This window comes from Methanimicrococcus blatticola (assembly GCF_004363215.1).
Classification (GTDB): Archaea; Halobacteriota; Methanosarcinia; order Methanosarcinales; family Methanosarcinaceae; genus Methanimicrococcus; species Methanimicrococcus blatticola.
In genome coordinates this window covers 49,970-72,113 of the sequence record NZ_SNYS01000011.1, presented here as the reverse complement: position 1 = coordinate 72,113, position 22,144 = coordinate 49,970, and the positions used below count along the sequence as shown (strand labels likewise).

General features: G+C 43.2%; 19 protein-coding genes and 1 tRNA gene. 4 read left to right on the top strand and 16 right to left on the bottom strand.

Annotation, left to right across the window (positions count from 1 at the left end):
- Positions 1 to 10: 10 nt before the first annotated feature.
- From C7391_RS07910 to C7391_RS07875, 8 genes are all read right to left on the bottom strand, one after another.
- The gene (locus C7391_RS07910; protein ID WP_133518017.1) at positions 11 to 2,014 is read right to left on the bottom strand and encodes a hydantoinase/oxoprolinase family protein; all 2,004 of its coding nucleotides are present in this window, start codon (positions 2,012 to 2,014) and stop codon (positions 11 to 13) included.
- Positions 2,015 to 2,442: 428 nt separating this feature from the next.
- Complete coding sequence (locus tag C7391_RS07905; protein WP_133518016.1) at positions 2,443 to 4,359, bottom strand: uroporphyrinogen decarboxylase family protein; 1,917 nt, start codon at positions 4,357 to 4,359, stop codon at positions 2,443 to 2,445.
- Between the two features lie 316 nt (positions 4,360 to 4,675).
- A complete protein-coding gene (locus C7391_RS07900) occupies positions 4,676 to 5,464 on the bottom strand; it encodes a helix-turn-helix transcriptional regulator (protein WP_133518015.1) in 789 nt (262 codons plus the stop codon).
- Positions 5,461 to 7,161, bottom strand: coding sequence for a sensor histidine kinase (locus C7391_RS07895; RefSeq protein ID WP_133518014.1), 1,701 nt, complete (start codon positions 7,159 to 7,161; stop codon positions 5,461 to 5,463). The genes C7391_RS07900 and C7391_RS07895 overlap by 4 nt, the downstream gene beginning before the upstream one ends.
- Before the next feature lie 257 nt (positions 7,162 to 7,418).
- The gene (locus C7391_RS07890; protein WP_133518013.1) at positions 7,419 to 8,942 is read right to left on the bottom strand and encodes a GLUG motif-containing protein; all 1,524 of its coding nucleotides are present in this window, start codon (positions 8,940 to 8,942) and stop codon (positions 7,419 to 7,421) included.
- Between the two features lie 303 nt (positions 8,943 to 9,245).
- Positions 9,246 to 9,872: an indolepyruvate oxidoreductase subunit beta gene (locus C7391_RS07885; RefSeq protein WP_133518012.1), complete on the bottom strand. Its 627-nt coding sequence runs from the start codon at positions 9,870 to 9,872 to the stop codon at positions 9,246 to 9,248.
- A complete protein-coding gene (gene iorA / locus C7391_RS07880) occupies positions 9,869 to 11,704 on the bottom strand; it encodes an indolepyruvate ferredoxin oxidoreductase subunit alpha (RefSeq protein WP_133518011.1) in 1,836 nt (611 codons plus the stop codon). Before iorA ends, C7391_RS07885 begins: the two co-directional genes overlap by 4 nt.
- A 126-nt stretch (positions 11,705 to 11,830) precedes the next feature.
- Positions 11,831 to 12,238 (bottom strand): hypothetical protein, encoded by a 408-nt coding sequence (locus tag C7391_RS07875; RefSeq protein ID WP_133518010.1) that lies wholly within the window; start codon positions 12,236 to 12,238, stop codon positions 11,831 to 11,833.
- A 62-nt stretch (positions 12,239 to 12,300) separates the two neighbouring features.
- Here C7391_RS07875 and C7391_RS07870 point away from each other — a divergent pair, with 62 nt between their 5' ends.
- From C7391_RS07870 to C7391_RS07860, 3 genes are all read left to right on the top strand, one after another.
- Entirely contained in the window at positions 12,301 to 13,704 is a 1,404-nt protein-coding gene (locus C7391_RS07870; protein WP_133518009.1) for an aspartate kinase, read from the top strand.
- A 40-nt stretch (positions 13,705 to 13,744) separates the two neighbouring features.
- Positions 13,745 to 14,746: a phosphoribosylformylglycinamidine cyclo-ligase gene (gene purM / locus C7391_RS07865; RefSeq protein WP_133518008.1), complete on the top strand. Its 1,002-nt coding sequence runs from the start codon at positions 13,745 to 13,747 to the stop codon at positions 14,744 to 14,746.
- A gap of 76 nt (positions 14,747 to 14,822) precedes the next feature.
- The gene (locus C7391_RS07860; RefSeq protein WP_133518007.1) at positions 14,823 to 15,122 is read left to right on the top strand and encodes a DUF1894 domain-containing protein; all 300 of its coding nucleotides are present in this window, start codon (positions 14,823 to 14,825) and stop codon (positions 15,120 to 15,122) included.
- Between the two features lie 67 nt (positions 15,123 to 15,189).
- Here C7391_RS07860 and C7391_RS07855 read toward each other — a convergent pair whose 3' ends face one another.
- From C7391_RS07855 to C7391_RS07825, 8 genes are all read right to left on the bottom strand, one after another.
- Positions 15,190 to 15,516 (bottom strand): hypothetical protein, encoded by a 327-nt coding sequence (locus C7391_RS07855; protein ID WP_133518006.1) that lies wholly within the window; start codon positions 15,514 to 15,516, stop codon positions 15,190 to 15,192.
- A 288-nt stretch (positions 15,517 to 15,804) separates the two neighbouring features.
- Complete coding sequence (locus tag C7391_RS07850) at positions 15,805 to 16,074, bottom strand: hypothetical protein (RefSeq protein ID WP_133518005.1); 270 nt, start codon at positions 16,072 to 16,074, stop codon at positions 15,805 to 15,807.
- Positions 16,075 to 16,445: 371 nt separating this feature from the next.
- Positions 16,446 to 16,760 carry a hypothetical protein gene (locus C7391_RS07845; RefSeq protein ID WP_133518004.1) on the bottom strand — a complete coding sequence of 105 codons (315 nt, stop codon included), beginning with the start codon at positions 16,758 to 16,760 and terminating at the stop codon, positions 16,446 to 16,448.
- 230 nt (positions 16,761 to 16,990) lie between these two features.
- A tRNA-Gln gene (locus tag C7391_RS07840) sits at positions 16,991 to 17,063 on the bottom strand.
- A 184-nt stretch (positions 17,064 to 17,247) separates the two neighbouring features.
- The gene (locus C7391_RS08385; protein ID WP_166627459.1) at positions 17,248 to 17,394 is read right to left on the bottom strand and encodes a hypothetical protein; all 147 of its coding nucleotides are present in this window, start codon (positions 17,392 to 17,394) and stop codon (positions 17,248 to 17,250) included.
- Between the two features lie 13 nt (positions 17,395 to 17,407).
- Entirely contained in the window at positions 17,408 to 17,695 is a 288-nt protein-coding gene (locus tag C7391_RS07835) for a hypothetical protein (protein ID WP_133518003.1), read from the bottom strand.
- A gap of 1 nt (position 17,696) precedes the next feature.
- Positions 17,697 to 18,761: a DMT family transporter gene (locus C7391_RS07830; protein WP_133518002.1), complete on the bottom strand. Its 1,065-nt coding sequence runs from the start codon at positions 18,759 to 18,761 to the stop codon at positions 17,697 to 17,699.
- Positions 18,762 to 19,018: 257 nt separating this feature from the next.
- Positions 19,019 to 20,443: an APC family permease gene (locus C7391_RS07825; protein ID WP_223611049.1), complete on the bottom strand. Its 1,425-nt coding sequence runs from the start codon at positions 20,441 to 20,443 to the stop codon at positions 19,019 to 19,021.
- Between the two features lie 1,212 nt (positions 20,444 to 21,655).
- Between C7391_RS07825 and C7391_RS07820 the strand changes: the two genes are divergently transcribed.
- Positions 21,656 to 22,144 carry a helix-turn-helix transcriptional regulator gene (locus C7391_RS07820; protein WP_133518000.1) on the top strand — a complete coding sequence of 163 codons (489 nt, stop codon included), beginning with the start codon at positions 21,656 to 21,658 and terminating at the stop codon, positions 22,142 to 22,144.

Sequence of the window (22,144 nt, the reverse complement as noted above, 5' to 3'; positions counted from 1 at the left end):
TTGTTAGGAATTATAAGTTCAATGATTCGGCCGAGGCCGTTAACTCGGGACGTTTTTGGGAGTCGGAATCGATTTTACGGGGTGTTCCGACACCGATTCCGAATAATTTAATTTCAAGCGGATGTTCGGTTGAAAAACCGGCCTGAATATCTTCGCGCTTGATTTCGATTTTAACGGAAGACGCATGCAAACCGTATTTTTCCATATGCGCGTAAATCAATTCGCGGATTTTGTCTTCGCTTTTTGAAACGGCTTCTTCGTCGGATTCGTATTCACGGCGACCGGTTTCATCAAATGCGATATATGTTAAACTGCCCAAAGATTTCGGACGGATGAGAACATTTGTTCTGAAAATCACGTCGCCGACAAGCGCGCCGACAGCGTTTCCAACATCATAGAAATCCGGCAGAATGACTTCGGCATCTAAAAGGTTGCCGAAATCTTCAGAATAAGCGCGAACGGGAGCGCCGATAAGAATAACCGGAGTTGTGATTTTGAATTTGGCGAACGGGGATTTCAAGACCAAATTACTCACATCCTCCGGCTTTAAGTACGGCGCGAAGAAAGAAATGAGGTCCGTTGCCATCTTTTCGGAAACAGATAATTGTACGCGCCGACTGAACTCTTCGGGGGAAAGAGTCAGATAATCAGCAAGAATTTTTGCGCCGAGACGAGCCGCTTCCGTATCCCATTTGACATACTTGTCAAGAACATGAAGCGCGTCTGTCGGGGTAAATCCGATTTGAGAAACACATCTTTTCAAAACCAATGAATCCAAAACTTTTGTAAACATCAGCGGATGATCCCCCAACCGGTTAGAAATTTCATAAACGGTAGATGGGGTTTCGTGAACATCGCTGACGGCATCCAAAACTTTTTGCTCGTACGGCGACAATGAAATATCAGACAAACGGGAGGAGACAGGCAGTTTTGAAAAGAAAGCGGTTCCTTGAATCACTTGATCCAAAACACGCTCGGACGGAAGATCCATTGTCTTCATTTTGTCAACCAAACCGGGATATTCAACGGCTGCCAGCGAGAGCGGAATCACACGGCGCGGCCCGACTTGAAGTCCCTGACAAGCCCAAACGTGACTGTCGCCGCCAAGCGCGGATGTGTTCATTTGAATCGCGCGAACCATCGTCTTCCAGCCACCGACAGTGGCGCCTGTGTCGCTGATATTCGGAATGCCGTCAATAATCATTGAAATGTCTGTACTGGTGCCGCCGACATCAATTGTCACGCATGTTTTGTCGCCGGTCAAGTGTGACGCGCCGACCAAACTGGCAGCGGGGCCGGAGAAAATAGATTCAACCGGACGCAAAAGAGCTTCTTCGATATTCACCAAAGAGCCGTCGCATTTCATAATCATCAAATCGGAATCAATGTTTTTGTCTTCCATCACGGAAAGAACGGAGCGGACAAACTGATTGGTGACCGGAATCAGCTGCGCGTTTAAAACCGCCGTCAGCGTTCGCTCGTAAACCCCGAGCGCGCGGGAAAGTTCGTGACCGCACACAATCGGCAAATCCGTCATCTCGGCGATTTTTTCTTTGATTAAAAATTCGTGTTCCGGATTCCGAACACTGAAAAAGGATGAAACAGCGTAAGAAGCAACCGAATTTTGAGTGCTTTCAATAAATTCCTGAAGCACTTCCAAATCTTTCATCGGGTCGTCCAGCTCATTGCCGTCAGCGTCGTGGCCGCCGCGAATTTCAAGAACATCGGAAACAGGCAAATCGCCCGAAATCGAGTAGCCGACCAAGATCAAACCGCAAGGATACCCTTTTCCTTCAAGCGTCGTGTTGGTTGCAAGCGTTGTTGAAACGGATGTGAATTTAATTTCTTTAAAATAAGCTTCAGATAATCCTTCAATGGATTTTGTAATTCCGACCACCAAGTCAGAATGCGTTGTCAGCGATTTGCTTTTTTCAATAATCGCGCCGGTTTCAAGGTCCATCAAAACCGCGTCTGTGTATGTGCCGCCTGTATCAATGCCTAATCCGAGTTTCATTGCTTTCCCCTTCTGATTTTATTCTGTCTTTGTCTGTTTCTCAATCTGTCTCTCAGCCGGTCTGTTTTCTCAGCCCGTCTGTCTCTCAGCCTGTCTGTCCCTTTGTTTGTCTCTCTGAGATTCCCCGAAAATTTCCCCGAAAATTTCCCCGAAATGAATCATAATTTTTAAAGTTCGGCCGAAAAGTGTCAGACTTAATTCTTTTCGGCACGAAACGGAGGTAAAAAGGAATTAAAGATGATTCGGAAAGCCGGTATCGGAAACGAAAGCTGCTCCCGACAAGATCTCGGGGGATGCAGATAGACAGGATGCTTGAGATCATTGTCGGGCAGCTTATTGTTTGTTGTATTCTACAGATGTTTCCGGTGTGTCCGGCGTTTTTGAGAGTGGTTTAATTCCTCTTTTGTTTTTGATTATACCGGCTTAAATCAGCCGATAATTTTTGCATATCTGTCTTCACCGACTTCTTTGACGGTGTCAACCATTGCCTTCACAGCCAACAAGGAACCTTCCGGCGGCACTTCACAGCCGGTCGACATCACGTAGTTGGAGTTGCGGCCGCTGTCTTTGAGTGTCTGCAGGACGCCGTCCATTAATTTGGAGGTGTCATTGCGGATGTTCTGGAATGTTGCCTCGTCATTGTTCATGAACTGAATCGGGTCAACTTCTCCCATCATACAGCAGATGTCAGAGTATTCCGGAATCAAGTCAGCGTAGTTCTTGGATCCTTTGTCTCTGTTCTTCTCGTAGTAAGCGTAGCTGTACATGGCCGTTCCGAACTTGCGGATCTGGATGTCAAAGTGGACAGCGTCGGCACAGTTGTGGATGACGTACGGTGCGTTGTATTTTTTAAAGACAGGGAGATGTCTGTCATACACGTATTTGCCGTCAAATTCCCAGTACTGGTCAGCGCTCATGATCACGTTGTTGGACCAGAGGTTGTCAACACAAATTGCGTCTGCTGCGCCTTCATCGAAGAACGCTGTGGAGATTTCGTCAACGAAATCCGTGATTGCGTCAAGCGCTTTGTGAACGTCGCCCGGATTTGTGTTCATGTCGTGAAGAACGCGGTCAGCGCCCATAGCTTGTGTCAAAGTTAACAACGGACCTTCGTGGAAAGCAACGAACGGCGCGTTGATTTCGTCTTTGTGGAGTTTTTCCATTGTTAATTTGGCTGCCTGGATGTGGTTGTAGATACGTGTTCCTTTCTTGACTTCGGGGATCTGGATGTCTTCGTAGTCTTTGAGGTGTCCTGTTGCTGAAGGGGTATCTTCTTCAGGCATTGTGACACCGGCACCGACATCGGTAGAAGTGATTGAAAGGTCCGTTAAACCGACAAACGTGTCAACATCTAAATATTTGACAGCGGCTTCAGCGGAAGCGGCGAATTTCTCGGGGACGGTGGCGTATTCCTTGTATGTGCAGGGAACGAACTTTCTGGCAACACCGCAAGCGAGCGGGTAAACCGGGAGTCTGTCTAATTTCTTGTCGCCGAGCGCGCCGAAAATACGTTCAGAGTGAGACATTTTTGAAACGCCTTTTGTACCGACACTGTTGTATTCTTCGATAACTTTCTTGGCGGTTTCTAATGTAATGTTGCCGGATGAAGAGGCTGCTGCCTTCTTTTTAAGAACGGCGTCTTTGTATTTTGTCTTGGTAACGCTCAACTTGGCATCGCTCCAGCGTTCTTCTGCCGGACCGAGTTTCGCTGTGCTTTCTCTGGCGAATGCAACTGCGCCTGCGGCGTCTTTTGCAGTACCGTCAGCACCGACAGTTTGGGCGTATTGCGGGGAAACCGGTGCGCCGCCGACCATGAAAACAAGAGAGTCGCGGTAACCGTTTTCAAGAAGCATTTCTGAGATTTTGTCCATGCCGGTCATGGTTGTTGTCATGAGCGCGCTGACGGATAAAAGATCGGCTTTGTTTTCCTTTGCGGCTGAAATGAATTGTTCGAGCGGAACGTCGTGACCGAGGTCAATCATTGTAAAGCCGGCTGCGGCCATCATTGTTTTGACAAGGTTTTTACCGATGTCGTGAACGTCGCCTTCGATTGTACCGATAACGCCGGTAACCGGGCGGCTGGCTGCATCTGTTTTGATATGCGGCGTTAAAACGTCCATTCCTTCATAAAGTGCGGAAGAGGCAATCATTAAGTGCGGAACGAAAACTTCGCCGCGCTCATATTTGTCGCCCATAATTGCCATACCCTTTGCAAGACCGTCAACAATGGCTTCCTGGGGGTCAATTCCTTCTGCAAGAGCCTTTTGCGCATATTCGACGGCTTCGTCATCATCACCTGCGATAACGGCGTCTGCAAGTGCTTTTAAAATTTCTTCTTTTGCCATAATAATATCACCATACATGTAAAATTACACACGCGGTCTCGGGGGGAAAATAAAAGAGACCGTAATAACCCCCAACCATCAGTTCGTTTGACACGTCATATCGTGTACAAAATTTAGAAGGAGTCGTGAATATATAACATAAACTTGATGACGAAATCAATATCAATAACCTTATTTTTCGACCGAATTTTATCAAATCAATTGATTCAATTCATGGCGTTGATATATACAACGGCGTTGTAATATATAGAAAAAGACAAAAGTCAGAAATCGAGGGCGAGATCAGAAAATGAAAAGAAAAAAGAGAACTGATGACTTAAAAATCATCAGCCTTGATTTGAACGGATTTTTCCAAGTAGTAATTGAAAAGAGATTCTCCCCAAAGAAGAGAAGACGGCTCAAAGCTCATCAAACAATGGTTGTGATAGATGCCGTTATTGTTGAACAGTGAGACAGAGAAGAAATTATTTGTGATGACGGCGGACGCGATTTCAATCGGTTCTTCATACACATAAATTCGGAAATTCGGGCTTGAGATGTATTCCCCGAGCAATTCTTCGTAATCCGTTTTGAATCTTTCAAATGCGGACGGCGGCAAAATTAAATCGATTTCAACGCCGTTTCGAATCAGATCGGTGTAAGTGGATTGGTAAACGGGGCTGAAGAAGGAAGAAATTTCGCGAATCTTTTCGGATTTCAACAGGTTTTCTTCGAATTTCAAGGGCAGCTCATAGAGGCGGCTCAGCTCGGGTTCGACCAAAACACAGTTTTGAAGCTCGCCGATTCGGGAGAGAAGTGCCGGCGGGAAAGCCGGTTTATGCTCCATCCAATATTTTTGATTTGAAGAATACATTTCCAAGGTTGCCAAAAGCGGAATCATTTTTTGAGAAATGGCTTCACCGAGGATGGTTAATGAGTAAACGTTGTTGTCAAAAACCACGAGTCCCTGGTCCATCAAAATTTTAATTTGCGTCATGATTGCGCTGGTTGTGACGTTGAGTTCTGTTTTGATTTCCTCAATTGTCATGGGCCCGGCCAGCAAATAAATCATCAGATTTTTGCGTTTTTCCGAGAGGAAAAGCGTGCCGATTAATTCGGTGGTCATTTTTCCCACTCCTTGGTCTTTTGTTTTTCAGGCTGATTCAGAATCGGCATTTTCACAACAAAAACAGAACCGCCTTCGGGGTTTCTTTCGCCCCAAACATCGCCGCCGTGTTTGTGGATGATGATTTTGGCAACATACAAACCGGACTCGGCACCTTCTAATCTGTTGGCGTGGAAATGACCGGAGCCGACAAAGGTAATGCTTTGGAATAAGTAGGGGAGAGAGGCTTCGTCTAAATCCGGGCCGGAATCAGAAATTCGAACTTCGAAGAAGTCGCCTTTGATTTCGCCGGTTAAACTGATTTTTCCGCCGGCGGGTGAATTCAGGCAGGCATTTTCAATAAGTGTTGTGAAAACGACTTCCAAGCTTTCATATTCTCCTAAAACACTCGGGAATTCATCAGGCATTTCAATATGAGAAACGACATTTTTGTTTCTCAGGAGAAGAATCGTGTTCAATGAAACGTGTTCAATCAGGCTGTTAAAATCGATTTTCGTGAAGTTTTCATATCGAACATTGCCTCCGCCCATGCTTAAAAAGAACATGGAATCGGTCAAATGTTTGATTCGGTTTGCAAGCAGCAGACCTTCTTCAATTGCTGATTGCTGCCGTTCGTAAGACATGAGAAAAACTTCGTCTTCCATGACGCGCAGATAATGATCGGAAGACTTGCCGGCAGAGTCGCCGTCGTTTTCGATATCTTTCAAAAAGTCTTGCGGGATCATGGAAATGGAACGCAGTTTCGCGTAATGATCGGCGAGTTCGGCGGAGCGTTCTTTTAAGGATTCTTCCAATCTCTTTTTCTGAATGACTTCCCAAAGTCCCTGCATTAAAAGCATGAGATTGAAAATGTCGTTGGCATCGTATTCGTCTTCTTTGTTGCCGACGCCGATGACAATTACGATTCGGCCGCCGTCGAAAATCGGAACGTGCATGTAACTGGACAATGTCACGTGGCCTCTCGGGAATCCTTTTTTCAAGGACGACGGGGATTGATAATTGTTGATGATAAGCGGTTTGCGCTGGCGGATGGCTTCACCCCAAAGACCGGTACGGTGGACGGGATAAACAAGCGGTCGGCTTTGTTCGTCGATGGAACATTCGCGAATGGAACTTTTAGACCACGAATGCATGATTAAAGTGGTTTCATCGGGTGTCGGAAAAGCGATATAGCCGACTTTGCTTTTTGTTAAAAGAACAGCTTCTTCGCGTGCGTAGTCGATGATTTCCTGGAAATTGTATCCGCCCATGCGTTTGAGTTTCAGCAAAACTTCCTGGCGCGCGAGGTTCAGCGCGGTTTCTTCTTCGGCTTTTTTGCGGTCGGTAATGTCAAAAAGAAGGCCTTGATAGTGGGAAACATTTCCTTCGTCGTTGCGGATGATGAATGTTCTTTGTTCGACCCAGCGGATGGACCCGAATTTGGTATAAAGCCGGTAAGTCAATGTAAATCCGAACGCATCGGGTTTTGAAGAATAATCTGTATATTCGGCTTGAATTTTTTCCAAATCATCACGATAGATGATATTTTCAAATTCGTAATTGTAATCGCTGAATTCTTCGGGCGGATAACCGAACTGGATAATATTATTAGAAACGTATTCAACCGGAAGACCCGGGCGCGCGCCGAATTTAAAAACGACGACCGGACTCATGTTGACAATAAATTCCAACTCTTTTCGAGTATCTGACCACTTCATTCAACACACCTCACACATATATTTAACACACTCAATGTATAGGGCGATTTACACATTTAAAAATTTATGTGTTCCGATAAAATAAATTCGTTTGAAAAAGAATGAAAACAAGATCGGAAGAAAAATAGAGAAAGGAAACAAAACAAAAATAAAAACAAAACAAAAATAAAAACAAAGCAAAAATAAAAACAAACGAAAAACAAAAAAAAGGAAAAACAAGCGTGAAAATCACGCTCATTTCATTTTAGATTTCAGCCTCAAGCACCGTTTCTCTTATTCAGGAAATAAGCGACGCCGCTGATAACAACAATCAAACCGATTCCGATAATCAAATACAACTTCCAATCCGGACCGGTATTGTCTTCGACGTCATAACCGCTTTTTGAAACATCGTCATCCTCTTCAGAAAGGGACGGAATTTCAGAAGAATCGTGAATCGTATTATCCGTTAAATCCGGAATTTCATCTGTTGAATTAATAACAACCGCTTGACCTGTGCCGGATCCGCCGTTTGAAGGCGCTTTATATTGCCAGCTGAGTTTCGGGTAATCACGACCTTCAAGAATGAACCAGGTTTTTTCGGGATCGTAAGATGAAGAAATTGACCAGCCGTCGCCTTCAATGAACCCGTCATCTTCTTTTTTAACAGTAAATGCGTCAATAGATTTCAGCTGCTCAATGGAAACAGCATTTCCCAAATCATTGAAATCACCCTCTTCGGGTTCTTCTGACAAATAGAAACTGTCATCAATATACCAACCGGATTCAGAAATTTTACCGACAAGACCGCCTTTTTTCAACCCTATGACTGTTCCTGTTGCGTAACAATTTGTCACTTTCATATCAGTACGAACATTATTAACGACCTGACCGATTAAACCGCCGGAAAAACCAATATTTGCAGTAACATTTCCGGTCGCATAACAATTATTTACAGATCCTGCCCAGAGTTCACCGATTAAACCGCCGGAAGTGCCGCCATCGGCTTTGCTTTCTGTTGTAACGGAAGCATAACAATTTTCAATCTTAATTTGATCGGAGTTAATTTGATCAGAGACTACTTTAACAATTCCGATTAAACCGCCGGCACCGTATTTATCGGTTGCCACCGAACCAAATGCAGAACAATTTTGAACCAACACATTACCGTCAGAAAGATTCATAAAACCGATTAAACCGCCGGCAGCACTGTTTGTTGTTTCAATATCACCAACAACAACACAATTCTCAACAGTTCCCCTGTCAAACCTGCCGATAAGACCGCCTACGTTACGATTTCCCTTCATAAAACACTCTTCGTCGAGATTTAATGAACATTTTGAAATGGTAATTTGGCCGGAATTGGCACAATATCCGACTAAAACTCCAAAATTATCATTCCCCTCTTCATCTTCAATTGTCAAATTTCCTTCAACGATCAGTGAAATATTTTCAAGTTTTGCGTTGCCACTGGTTTTTGCAAATAACCCGTAACCTCCCGAATCAGAATTAAACACGACATCTTCTGTAAAAGTAATTGTTTTTCCATTACCATTGAAAGAACCTTTAAAAGGATGACTTTGATTTCCAATCGAATTCCAAATTCCGTCACTGATTGAGATATTTTTCATAAGAATATAATTTGCATCCATTGTCCATTCATCTTTGTAATCTGTGTTACCAATATTTTTGAGATCATTCAAATCATAAATTTTATTAACAGGAGTAGCCGCCGCCGCCCCGGTTAAAAGCAAAAGTAAAGTTAAAATCATTATAAGTAAACAAATCGGCTTGTAATTCATTCTATAAAAACCACCTTTATTCAATCAATATATTAAATCAAAAATTGCATAGTTGAACTGAAAAATAAGCAATTTTATTGATTTCTATATAATAAAATGATAATTATAGAATATAATTGTTTGGTAAAATTGTTTACATTTTTTACATTTTATATCAAGTGAAATAAAAATGAAAAATATCGCTTCACGCAAGCAACAGTATTTTAAAAATTTTCGAGATGGGACTGCGTTTTTAAAAAACAAAAAAGAGACAAAAAAAGAAAAGTAAAAGAAAAAAAGTAAAAGAAAAGAAAAAAGCATTCATCACTGAACGCTTTCTTTACCCAATTCAAAAGCTTTCAAGTTAACATCCAAAAACTTGGGTGGAACAAGAGCCTTAATACAATCAATAAAAGTCTGTTCCTGAAGCGGAATAAAGTGAGAAGCAGCACCGATCATAACGACATTTGCCGCCTGCTTGTTGCCGGCTTCTTTTGCAACAGCACTTGCGTTAAACGCTTTGACGTCAAAAGTTTCGGAAAGGGCTTCAAGCATTTGATTGACATCGGGATATTCGGCTTTGCCGGTTGTCACGGTGAACGGAAAAACGGGTTCGACGTTGACGATAATGACGGCGCCATCTTTCATTAAATGGGCGTAACGAACGGCTTCCGCGGGTTCGAGGGCGATCATTAAATCGGCGCCTCGTTTCGGGATGAGTGAGCCGTAAGCACTGCCGATTCGGACGTGATTTTCAACGGATCCGCCGCGCTGCGCCATGCCGTGTGTTTCTGCGGCTTGAACGGCGCGGTCTTCGGCAACAGCGGCGCGGCCGAGAATGTCAGACGCCAAAATTGCGCCCTGACCGCCGACACCGCAGATGACGACATCGTACTTCACATCGGTTTTGCCTGCGTTTGGGACGCTGCCGAAACATTTGTTTTCGCTCATTTTTTCACCTCTTCAATTGCGTCAAACGGACATATTTGAGCGCAAACCCCGCAGCCGATACATTGAGAATTAATCAGCGCAACGGCGGTTTCTTTATCAAATTCAATCGCCGGGCAACCGAAATTAACGCATTTGCGGCAGCCTTTGCATTTGTCGGGAATGACGGCAAACGGATTCATGCGAACGCCTGCTTTTCTTGCGACAATTGCGCAGGCCTGCTGAACAATGACGACAGACACGCCGTCAAAACTTTTCGCATCGCGGAAAGCCGTTGTTAAAGCATCATAATCGTAAGCGTTCACCGTTCTGATGAACTGCGTTCCGGCAGCGGCGCAAACCGCTTCCAATGAAACCGGGAGAGATTCGACACCGACAGCAGTTGATCCTGTGTTCGGGTTCGGCTGGTGGCCGGTCATTGCCGTAATGCGATTATCCAAAATGGCAACCGTGATATTCGCGTTGTTGTAAACGGCATTCATTAACGAATTCATGCCGGAGTGCAGGAAAGTCGAGTCGCCGATGGTACAGCAGACCGGTTTCTTCTCGCCGGAATGCGCAATGCCGGAAGCCATACTGATACTTGCGCCCATACAAATCGTCGTGTCAACCGCGCCGCTGTGAATACCGAGCGTGTAACAGCCGATATCGCTTGGGAAAATCGCGTTCTTGCCAAACACTTCTTTAATGACTTGGAAAGCGGAGCGGTGAGAACAGCCGACGCAAAGCGCGGGCGGTCTCGGCGGCAAAACGATGTCCGTGATTGCCGACGGCAGCGCGGGAACGTTGCCGGCTTCGGCGAAAGCGGTCGATGAAGAGTCAGCATATTCTTTGAAAACGGCAACCATAACATCGCGGCAGATTTCGAAATTGAGTTCATTGACACGCGGAACCGGATTCTTACCGATGATTTCGGTTGTGATTTGGTTCTGCTGCGCCAAAATACGAACACGGTCTTCGACGATGGGTTCCAATTCTTCGACAATCAAAACTTTATCGCAGTGATTGAGCATTTCAAGAATCATGTTGTCCGGCATCGGATAAGCTGTAATTTTGAGGAAAGACGCGTTAATTCCGAGTGCGTGAAGCGCTTCTTTCGCGTAAACAGAAGCAATGCCTGAAGAAATAACACCGATTTTTGAGCCGTCACACATTTCCAAAACATTCCACGGGGATTTTTCAAGCGCGTCTGCCATCGGCTTTTGACGTTCAATAGAAGCGACATGGCGCGGACGGGCAAAATTCGGCATCATGACCATACGGCTCGGGTCTTTGACGAAATCGACTTTGTTTGTGTTCGGTTTGATTTCGCCGAGCTCGACACTGGATTTGCCGTGACTGAGCCGGGTTGTCGGCCTGAAAATAACCGGCGTTTCAAACTGTTCTGAAAAATCGAACGCGTAAGCAATCATATCTTTCGCGTCTTGAAGCGTTGCCGGATCAAAGCACGGAATTTGCGCGAATTGCGCATAGCGGCGCGTGTCCTGTTCATTTTGAGATGAATGGAAAGACGGGTCGTCAGCTGCCAATATAATAAGACCGCCTTTGGTTCCGGCAAAGCAGACCGTCATCAGCGGGTCAGCCGCGACGTTTAAGCCGACATGTTTCATGGTCACGATAGAGCGGGCACCGGCAAAAGCCGCGCCGATTGCAACCTCAACCGCCACTTTTTCATTCACCGACCATTCCAAATAATAATCGCGGTCCTTTTGAGCGCGTAAAATATCAACGATTTCGGAAGACGGCGTTCCCGGGTAACCTGAAACCACGCCGACCCCGGCTTCTCTGACGCCGCGAGCAATCGCAGCGTTTCCGAGCATATATTCTTTAGTCATAGAAAACTCCGAATGTTTTTGAAAGTGAGTCATGATTAAAAATGAATGATTAAAAAAGGTTTTGATGAAATCCGTTTTAGTTTTCGGAAGAATGACAAATAGATTGAAAAAGTGACCCTTTGTTTTTCAAAAAAATGAAAAAGTGACCATTCGCGCGCGGCCGGCGAAGCCGCCAAAAATGACGAGCGAAGCGAGGCATTTTTCATAAACACCACACTCCCACTGCCATGAAAAATCGTGAGCGAAGCGAGCGATTTTTGTTTTGACGAAATCCGTTTTAGTTTTCGGAAGAATGACAAATAAAATAAAAAATAAACCCCGACCAAGATTTTCAAAAAAAATGAAAACGTGCCCGTTCGCGCACGCAGGCGAAGCCACAAAAATGACGAGCGAAGCGAGGCATTTTTCATAAACACCACCCTCCCACCGTAGGCGAAGCCATAAAAATGCCGAGCGGAGCGAGGCATTTTCTGCAAACACCGCCCCCCCAATGCCCCTGAAAAATTCCGAGCGAAGCGAGGAATTTTTTGTCACAAAATATTTAACCATATATTACATTGAAAAAGAATCAAGATTATGCAACGGAACAGAGAATTATGAAGATTGTGATGAAATTCGGCGGAACCTCCGTCGGTGACGGAAAAAAAATACGCCACGTGGCTGAATTGGCGAAGAGTTACTTTGATCAGGGAAATCAAGTCGTCTTGGTGACATCCGCTCTTGCCGGCGTAACCGACCGGCTTTTGGATGTTGCGACTGCCGGCTGTGAAAACGGAAAGGTAACCGTTGTGACAGAATTCATCACCGCTTTGAAACAGCAGCATTTTACCGCCGTCAATGAAGCGATTGACGACGAAAATCTCAGACCGGAAGTCATTGAATTCTTAACAAACCAAATTGATGAGCTTGAAAAAGCACTTATCGGCATCTGTTATTTGGGCGAGCTGACGGTTCGCTCCCGCGACAACATTTCATCTTACGGCGAACGCTTGGCCGCGCCGATTGTTTCAGGCGCACTTCGTTCGATGGGCATCGCTTCTAAAAATTACACCGGCGGCGAAGCCGGCATCATTACAACCGATGTTTTCGGCGGCGCAAAACCGCTCCCGAAATCTTATGCGTTAATTCACGAGAGATTGACGCCGGGATTGAAAAATTCAATTCAAGTTGTGACAGGCTTTATCGGTGAAAACGAAGAAGGAACCATTACAACACTCGGCCGCAGCGGCTCGGATTATACGGCATCCATTGTCGGCGTCGGCATCAAAGCGGATGAAATCTGGCTTTGGAAAGAAGTTGACGGTATCATGACCGCAAACCCGAAAATCGTTTCAAACGCACGCACAATTCACTTTATTTCATATCAGGAAGCCATGGAGCTCTCTTCCCTCGGCGCAGAAGTCCTGCACCCGCGCGCGATTGAGCCGTCCATGATGCACAACATCCCGGTTCGCGTGAAAAGCACGTTCAAGCCGGACTTTGAAGGAACGCTTGTTGTCACCGAGAACAAAAAGTCCAAAAATGTTGTCAAAGCGGTCAGCATGATTAAAAAGGTGTCTTTGATCAATGTCTCGAGCTCGGAAATGGTCGACTCCGTCGGAAAGCTGGCGGTCATTTTTTCGATTTTAGCGAACAAAAAAGTCGGCGTCCGCTTAATCAGTCAAGGCTCTGAATCCAGCATTTCATTTATTGTCAATGACGCAGACCGCGTTAAGACGGTCAAATCTCTGAAAGCGGAACTCGGAGACGCTTACACTGTGGATTTCCGCTCTGATGTTTCTGTTGTGGCAGTCGTCGGTGCCGGTATGGCCGGAACGCCGGGTGTTGCAAGACGTGTGTTTACCGCGCTCGGCAAGGAAAACATCAGCATTATTATGATCAGCCAGGGTTCTTCCGAATACAACATTTCTTGTGTTGTCAGCAGCGCAGAAGTCAACAAAGCGGTTGCTGCGCTCCACGCTGAATTCGAATTAGACAAACCGGAAAACGGAAAAGAATAAGAACGAGATTCAATTTATTAAATCAAATTTGAGGCTTACTATGACGGGAAAAGAATCTACTTACGCGACTTCCGGCGTTGATATTCATCAGGAAGAAGATACCATTAAATCATTGACAAAAACCATGACCTACAAAAGAGAAGGGTTCGGCGCGCCGTTAACGGATATCGGCCACTACGCCGGTTTGATGGATTTTGGTGAATTCGCAATCGCCATGACAACGGACGGTGTCGGCTCGAAAGTGCTTATTGCCAACGAAATGGGCAAATGGGATACAATCGGCATTGACTGTGTCGCAATGAATGTCAATGACTTGCTCGCAATCGGTGCAGAACCCATCGGTTTTGTCGATTACCTTGCGCTTGAAAAACACAAACCGGGATTTGCCGCTGAAGTCGGCATCGGTTTGGCAAAAGGCGCGGAAATTTCCAAGATGTCAATCGTCGGCGGTGAAACGGCAACGCTTCCCGACATCATTAAAGGATTTGACTTGGCCGGCACCTGTATCGGCGCAGTCAAAAAAGAAGATGTTTTAACCGGGGAAAAAATCAAAGTCGGCGACGTGATTATCGGTCTTAAAAGCAGCGGCATTCACAGCAACGGCTACTCTTTGGTTCGAAAAATCATCAAGGAATCGCCTTATGATTATCAGGATTATTGTCCCTACAACCCCAAAACAACAATCGGCGATGAACTTCTCGTTCCGACGAAAATTTACATGGAAGTTTTAGACGTTCTTAAAAAGCATGAAGTTCACGGTCTTGCTCACATCACCGGCAGCGGTCTCTTAAAACTCAGACGCATCACAAATCTCGGGTTTGATTTCGATGACCCGATTGAACCGCCTGAAATTTTCAAATTCCTTCAAGAACAGGGCAATGTCAGCGACCTTGAAATGTACAAGACATTCAATATGGGAATGGGCTTCATTATCATTGTTCCTGAAGAAGTCGCGCCTTACGTCATGGGAATGACCGGCGGCAAACGTGTCGGAAAAATTGTTGAATCCGGCATTAAGTTGAAAAATTTAGTGATTGAGTAATCTCAATCCTTCTTTTCCTTTTCTTTCTTTTCATCTTTTTAACTTATTTTTCATCAAAATCAATTCGGTGCTTTTTATGGTTTGTATTAAAAATTTGGAAGTTGTCATTATCGGCAGTGAAATGACGCTTTCCGAATGTGAAGAATTGATTTTGGAAAAATCAGACGAAGTCTGGCTTGTTCCGGGCGGTTATGAATTGCTCGGCGTTTTATTAAAAGGAGCGCGACCGTTTCCGGTCGGCATTTCCGGCAATGATTTGTTTTTCCAATATGTAAAACCGTGTTTCGGGATTTTTGCGCTTCAATTGGAAAATTGTGAAGAAATTGAAGCGTTGAAGATGGATTTTCAAAATAAAAATTTCCAAAAAATAAAATAAGTAAAACTTGGAAATAAAAAGATTAAATCCAAAAATGAAAAAAGCGTAAAAATAAAAAAACAAAACCTCAATTTTTAACATAAACGAATTCAACCCAAGATCGTTCAAGAATCAGATTCCGACCGTCAATCATCACGATGCCGGAGTCTTGAGTTGAATTATTGCCGCAGACAGAAAGCCGATAAATGTCATTTGATTTTGTCCATGAACCGGTATAGGAGCCTGTTGTCCAATAATCTGAAATCCAAGTTCCGTCTTCATAAAAAATCATAGTGTCATTTATTTCTTTATTGATCCATGTGCCGACAATTTTATCATTGCCGAAGCAGCCTGAAAACATACAGGCGGCAAAGACAAGGATAAAAGACCATGTCGGGAAATGTTTTTGAACCATTTGAATTCCTCAAGAGTTAATACAGATAAATAATTGAAAATATTTATTTGATTAAAAAAATACAGACTTTTTGAAATAAAAATGTATTTATTGAGTGAGAATAAAAATAGAATTACTCGGTTCAAAAAGAGAGAGATAAGACAGTAAAAGAAAAGAATTGATAAGAAGAAACCGTTCAAAGAAAAAATCAAAAACAATCCCAAAAAGAAAATCAAAAATAATCCAAAAAGAGAAAACAGGTATTCATTTGAAAAATCAAATGAATAACTGATTAAATATTAAAACGACTTACTGTTTGGTAAAGTCGCCTTTCAACGAAAAGATACCGAAGCCGAGGTTGACTTGGAGGTTTTTGCCGTCAATGATGGCTGAACCGATTTTACCGTTGTTGTAGTAAAGAGCATAACTTCCGTCATCTGCTTTTTCCCATGTGCCTTTTGCACCTAAGGAACCGAAGGATGCGGAGTATGTGCCGTCTTTGTTAAATGTGATTGTTGCTTCAGAATCTGTGCTTTTCCATGTTCCGACGATCTTGTCACCAAGGCAGCCGGAGAACATACAAGCCACCAAAACAAGAACTAAAACGGATGCGAGTAAAGTTTTTTTGATAATAGTATCCCCTCAATAAATGAGTTTTAATTAGTATTATTAAAAGCTGAATGATAAAATTCAGCAGATATTAAAAATACTTATGAGTATAAAAACATATATCATCAAATTTTACAATATTTTCAAATACAAGTTATCAGTTTTTGAAATCCTCATTAATTCCGAGCAAGATCATAAAAAACAAAAAACGAAAACAAAAAACGAAAACAAAAAACGAATCAAGCTTTTTTGGAAAATAAAATCCCTTTGAAAAAATAATTGTCAGAACGGTTGACGTTCTGATACAAATATTAGGCATTTGTTTTAACTTATCAAATGAATCAAGCGGCAACGCGTTTGAAATCTTCATTCAAATCAAGCATTCCATACGTTAATTGAAGATGAATCAAATCGTCATTTACAAAAGATGCCGTTCCCGCGCGAATACCGTAACAATACAGTCCGTAATTTTCGCCGTCGGGTTTCCATTCGCCCTGCGCAATCAAATTGCCCGCGTGAATGCCGCATGTCCCGTTTTCATAGAATGTAAAAATGGTATCATCGGTTTCTGTTGCTTCCCAGCTGCCGATAAAATCATTTGCTTGTGCTTTATTCAAACAGCCTGAAAACGCGCAGGCTGCGACTAATAGAACCATTAAACCAATTATTATTATTTTGAAAGAAGCCATTTTTGGCCACCCACCCTCATTTTTGAGATAAATATTAAACCGTTTTTATAATTGATAACAGCAGATTTTGTATTTAAAGATGAGTTTGAAATTTTTTTAGAAAGAGCTGCTGAGCCGAGAAATAATGACCGAGTGAAACTGAAAAGAATAAAAAGAAATGAATCAAATGAAAATAAAAAAGTAGTAAATGAAAAAAGTAGTCCCGAACGGATTCGAACCGCTGTCACCGGCTCCAAAGGCCGGAATGATTGACCACTACACTACGGGACTGCGCGAATGAATGAGAAAGGAAACGCTCACATAAAAAGATTTTGATGTGAAAAGACACTTTTAAAAAAATAAGAAAACGGAGCAAAGAAAAATTTGCCCCGAATTTGATATTCGCCTGACAGTCGGCGAATATCGGTTGGATTGGACAGTTTTTAATTTTTGATGCTTGAATCTGATACGGATATCAGAATTCTGTAACAAAACGGCGGGCCATATAGAGGGCGGCGATACCGATGACGATAATGAAAATCATCCAAGTGATATCGGCGACCGGAACAATACCGGCCCACATTTCATTATAAGCTGCCATAGCTGCTTCTGTTTGTACCATTTATGACGCCTCCTTAGTTTGCGCAAGCACTGTTGGCTTTTTCTTTTCCGAAGTCAGTGATGACATACTTGTGCAGCAAGAAATCCTTCTTGTAAATGCCTTCAGTATCCACTTTCTGTTCAATGTCAGAAAGCATGCCGCCGGAAGCCAATTCAATGATGTCGAAATTAATCAGGTCACGTTCATAATTTCCACTCATTTTGTATTCTTTGAAAATCATTTCAACGATCTCATAATTCCAATAGGATTGGCCGTCTTTGAAGATTTCCAAAATTCTGATTTTAAGCGGTCTTTCACCCATTTTAGTCACCTCTCAAACTTGCCATACCGTCTGTGCTCTCAGTGAACATCAGCAAACTGCCGGCGACACAGAGAATACCGCCGATGATAATCGTCCATCCCGGAGATGTTCCGAAGAAAAGGAAAACGAAAATCACAGCACAAAGACCGTAAAGGTTACCAATGCCCTGACCGCGGCCGACACCGATAAGCGGGAACGATTTGTACCAGGTCACATAACAGAAACCGAATGTGATACCGGCAAACATCAAAACGACAAGAACCAGCGGGTCAAAGATCTGAAGCGCGTATGTAATCATCGGGAAACCGAGAAGTGAAAGAACCGGAATGACGATGATCCACCAGTAGCCTGCTTCTGCAATGAAACGGATGGTCAAAGCGGAGTCGGGTTCAGCCAAGTCAAGACCTTTTCCGGCGACAGCGCCTTCAAGACCCCAGCTGACGGCAGCCATTAAACCGCCGAGGTAACCGAACCACTGAACACTGCCGGTTGCCAATTCAGAGACGAGACCGCCGGCGTAAATGGAAATACCTCCGGCAACAATAACAATAATACCGGCTGCAGCGCGTTTAGAGATTTTCTCGCCGTACCAAAGACGGGCGACAGTTGCGCCGACAACAGGATACAACAAACCGGCAACAGCTGAGAAAGCGGCACCGATGAAACCCATAGCTAAGTATGAACCAAAAACGGCCAACATACCGCAAATACCGGCGAGGAAGAACCATTTAGAACATTTTTTAAAGTCAAGGATTGTGCGCTTTAATTCTTTCAATTTGTGCTTGCCGAGAATGGCGTTCCATGCGAGTAACGCAATCACACAAGTTAAAGCGTTTAATGCCGTAATTAAAACGGCCACAATCACCAATGACATAGACTCGCCGTGCGTTGCTGCAATGGCGACAGACATGTCATCAAACGGATTTAAAACCCAAATTGCTGTACCGGGAAGATACCAGATACCCCAAAAAACAGCACAGAAAAGTGCCCACATATAACCGTATTTAAATTTACGGCTTCTTTCTTTTTCTCTTATTTCTTCTAAAGAGACCACATTTTCAACCATAGATATTTCTCCTGAAATATTGTTCGCCCACACACACTTTTAGCGACACCTCATAAAGAGGCCGAATGGTCACCTTTTGTTTTTTCGTTTTGCTTCGGCAAAAGTGCCGAAATAATTGAATTTGAAAGGATTGCCATGCACCGAACGAAATTCGGTTTGAAATGCAATACCATTCCCTTCAAGATCATTATAACAGGAAAACGATTGTTGCCAAATCGGCAATCAATCGATGATCCTTTAAAATTAAGCTTTCAGTTTTAAGCTGCAGCTTTATTCTTTTGTTCTTTTTGTGCCCACCACCAAAGCGGCGCGAAAACACCGAGAACAACGAAACCGAGAAGTGTCGGTCCCCAGCCGGCGTCAGTTGCATTCAAGTAAATAATACCCACCAAGTACAAGGTGAGGTTAAGTATTGAGAATGCCAATGCGACGTATTTCCAGCCCTTGGGTGCCTTGAACGGGCGTTCCAAGTCCTTGAATTTCGGATCTGTTGCTGCTTTGTAGTATGCCAATAAGCTGATACCGTTTGCAAACACATAGCCCATTGCGGATGCTGACAAAATAGCAGCCGGACCGCTGGATGCTTCCATGAAGGAGAAGATCAAAATCAACAGGACGTTGAAAATCGCAATGATATACATTGCTCTCATCGGTGTTCCTTTCGAGTTCACTTTGGACAAGTAAGACGGCAAGTTACCTTCAACAGCCATTGAGTGCATAGATCTTGCAGATCCGTTAAAGGCGGTCTGAATGATCAAAACCATTGCTGCGATAAGCATAACAATAGCGATTAATGCGCCCCACTCGCCGAAGACCATTGTTGCCATCGGAAGAAGCGGAGAAACACGCTGTTCAATAATGCCGTCAACGCCGAGCGTTCCGGTAACGGATGCCTGGACGAAAACGAAAGAGAACAAACAGATTAAACCGCAGATGAAAAGTGCTTTCGGAACGTCGGATTTCGGATTCTTATATTCCGGACCGTAGATAGCTGCAGTTTCCCAGGCACAGGCACTCCACTGAGCGGTGGCCATGATACCGAGAAGAATTAAAACGTTTGAAAGTCCCCAGTTCCAGTCTGTCGGGAACCAGCTGCCTGTGATATATTCCACATGGAAGTTGCCTGTAAAGAACGGAGCAACCGTAATCACAAGAAGCGGAATTAATGAAAAGACGGCTAAAATATAACCGACCGTTGCACCGCTTGAAACACCTCTTGAGTTAATCAAAATAAGTGCAGCGAAGATAATAATTCCGGCTCCGATGGAGAGAAGAACGGGTGATACATCAGCGAATGCAGGAATAATAGAAGGCATGATACCGCTGAGATAGTCGCCGATTAAAATAGAGTAAATCGCAAGCACAGGGTTCCATGCAAACCAATAACTCCAAGCGGAGAATCCACCGATAAATTTACCTGTTTGTGTTCCTGCGCCGAACACTGTCTGTGCGAAACCGGGCAAACCGGATGCGTTGGCAAATGTTGTTGCCATTTCACCGTATGCCAAGTTCTGGATAAAGCCCTGCAATACTGAGAGACCCCATGCGACAATCGCAAAAGCCCATAAGTAAACCGCAAAGGTACCGATTGACGGTAAAATCAATAAGGGTACACCGAGCGCAATTGCAAGACCTTGTTTCCAATCAATTGATCTTTGTAATGAAGTACTGTCACTGTCCACAAAACCACCTTGGTTTCTAATAATTACAACAATAATCTGACAAACACTCGCAAAACAGAATTTTCAAATCGAAACCCCCATCAAAATTTTTGATATGGAGAATCAATTTTACATTGATTCCATAAAACCGAGAAATATTAGAAACGACAGCGGAAGTCGTAATAAACGTAAACCGAATATCGGCCGTTGTCTACAGCCTCCGCTCATCCAATCATTTTTGTTTGCCTTTAAACCTCCGTATATTTTGCACGCGTGTTTTTCGCACGACATACAAAATGGGAACACGAAACTAAAAAATAAAGTTCAAGAGAAATATCCCTCGAAAATACCCCCATATCCCTGTGATAACAAGTCAACAAAGTTGAAAAATCACAGGCCTTATTTTTTATATTTCCGGACGGACAATAAATTGTCTCTTCGGAAATTATTCGCGGCGTATAAATGGATAAAAACGTATATAGCATAACCGTTTGACATTATCCTGACGGCATTGTAAACTACGAAACAATGAAAAAAAATTGAATTCGACTCGAATTATAAAACTGTTAGAAAAATAGAATGTTAAGACAAAATCTGAACGAAACGGACAAAATTGAATTTTTTTCAAAGAAAATCGACATCTTGAAAATCTGTTTAAATTTTATCAAACAGATTGTTTTGATTTAGATTTTTTGGAATTCATTGCAAATAAATTTTTGATGCGATTTTTCAACGAAATTTTTGATGAAAAAATCAACATTTTACAAGAAATTTTTAAGCTTTTTACCCTGATTTTAATAAAAAATCATAAATTTCTTCAGATTTGCGCTGACCGTTTGATTGGTTTAAAAGAATTCATGCCGCATTCATTTTTGAGAATTCTTCCGGTAAAACAATCCATAACATCTTCCTGTTAATAAAGCTTTAGATTTATATAGGTAGAACTGCATTTAAATATAAGAATCAAAATTTTATATTGCTTGAATGATTCGAAGTTATGCGGCTGAAAATAAAAAACCGGGGATTCGGCCGGCAATGAATTATTAATTAACAGAACAAAATTCAAGCATGATGTTTCAGACTTGGTAATCCGTTACAATTGTAAATGTTGACTCATCAAATCATAACAAATAATTGTGAATAACAGACGTTGTTTAAAAACAATTATCGGTACATTAAACGGTGGATTATACCGGTAAAATTATACAAAATCATTTCGGGACGGCGTTAGCGTTGAATAAATCAACAGTTGCATTAACTTTGAGTGACATTGTTTGTCTTTCAGAAAAGAGAAGAGCAATTCTTTTGCTTCTCGGCAAGAAAGGATATTCAATAGACGAGCTCACTGAAAAAATGAATATGACAGCACATTCATTAGCCCCTCAGCTGAAGACGCTGAGAGATGAAGAGATTGTCGTGTTAAAAGACGGAATGTACGAGCTGACAAATATCGGACAGGTTCTCGTCAAAAATATGTTTCCGCTTTTTGAAACGATTGATATCCTTGAAAAGGATCAACGCTTCTGGTTCAGCCGAAATCTGACTGTCATTCCGCCGGATTTAATGGAACGCATTCGCGACATCGGCAACTACAGGCTTTTAGAATACGACATCAGCGAATACATGTATGATGTCCCCGCCGAATTCAGCGACAATTTCAAGAAATCAAAGCACGCCATGTGCCTCTTATCCGTTTATCATCCGATTTACACGGAAATGTAG

Excerpts from the sequence above, each read along its gene's own strand:
- C7391_RS07910 (WP_133518017.1), bottom strand. The coding sequence starts at position 2,014 with ATGAAACTCGGATTAGGCATTGATACAGGCGGCACATACACAGACGCG.
- C7391_RS07905 (WP_133518016.1), bottom strand. The coding sequence starts at position 4,359 with ATGGCAAAAGAAGAAATTTTAAAAGCACTTGCAGACGCCGTTATCGCA.
- C7391_RS07900 (WP_133518015.1), bottom strand. The coding sequence starts at position 5,464 with ATGACCACCGAATTAATCGGCACGCTTTTCCTCTCGGAAAAACGCAAA.
- C7391_RS07895 (WP_133518014.1), bottom strand. The coding sequence starts at position 7,161 with ATGAAGTGGTCAGATACTCGAAAAGAGTTGGAATTTATTGTCAACATG.
- C7391_RS07890 (WP_133518013.1), bottom strand. The coding sequence starts at position 8,942 with ATGAATTACAAGCCGATTTGTTTACTTATAATGATTTTAACTTTACTT.
- C7391_RS07885 (WP_133518012.1), bottom strand. The coding sequence starts at position 9,872 with ATGAGCGAAAACAAATGTTTCGGCAGCGTCCCAAACGCAGGCAAAACC.
- iorA (WP_133518011.1), bottom strand. The coding sequence starts at position 11,704 with ATGACTAAAGAATATATGCTCGGAAACGCTGCGATTGCTCGCGGCGTC.
- C7391_RS07870 (WP_133518009.1), top strand. The coding sequence starts at position 12,301 with ATGAAGATTGTGATGAAATTCGGCGGAACCTCCGTCGGTGACGGAAAA.
- purM (WP_133518008.1), top strand. The coding sequence starts at position 13,745 with ATGACGGGAAAAGAATCTACTTACGCGACTTCCGGCGTTGATATTCAT.
- C7391_RS07860 (WP_133518007.1), top strand. The coding sequence starts at position 14,823 with ATGGTTTGTATTAAAAATTTGGAAGTTGTCATTATCGGCAGTGAAATG.
- C7391_RS07855 (WP_133518006.1), bottom strand. The coding sequence starts at position 15,516 with ATGGTTCAAAAACATTTCCCGACATGGTCTTTTATCCTTGTCTTTGCC.
- C7391_RS07850 (WP_133518005.1), bottom strand. The coding sequence starts at position 16,074 with ATGTTCTCCGGCTGCCTTGGTGACAAGATCGTCGGAACATGGAAAAGC.
- C7391_RS07845 (WP_133518004.1), bottom strand. The coding sequence starts at position 16,760 with ATGGTTCTATTAGTCGCAGCCTGCGCGTTTTCAGGCTGTTTGAATAAA.
- C7391_RS08385 (WP_166627459.1), bottom strand. The coding sequence starts at position 17,394 with ATGGTACAAACAGAAGCAGCTATGGCAGCTTATAATGAAATGTGGGCC.
- C7391_RS07835 (WP_133518003.1), bottom strand. The coding sequence starts at position 17,695 with ATGGGTGAAAGACCGCTTAAAATCAGAATTTTGGAAATCTTCAAAGAC.
- C7391_RS07830 (WP_133518002.1), bottom strand. The coding sequence starts at position 18,761 with ATGGTTGAAAATGTGGTCTCTTTAGAAGAAATAAGAGAAAAAGAAAGA.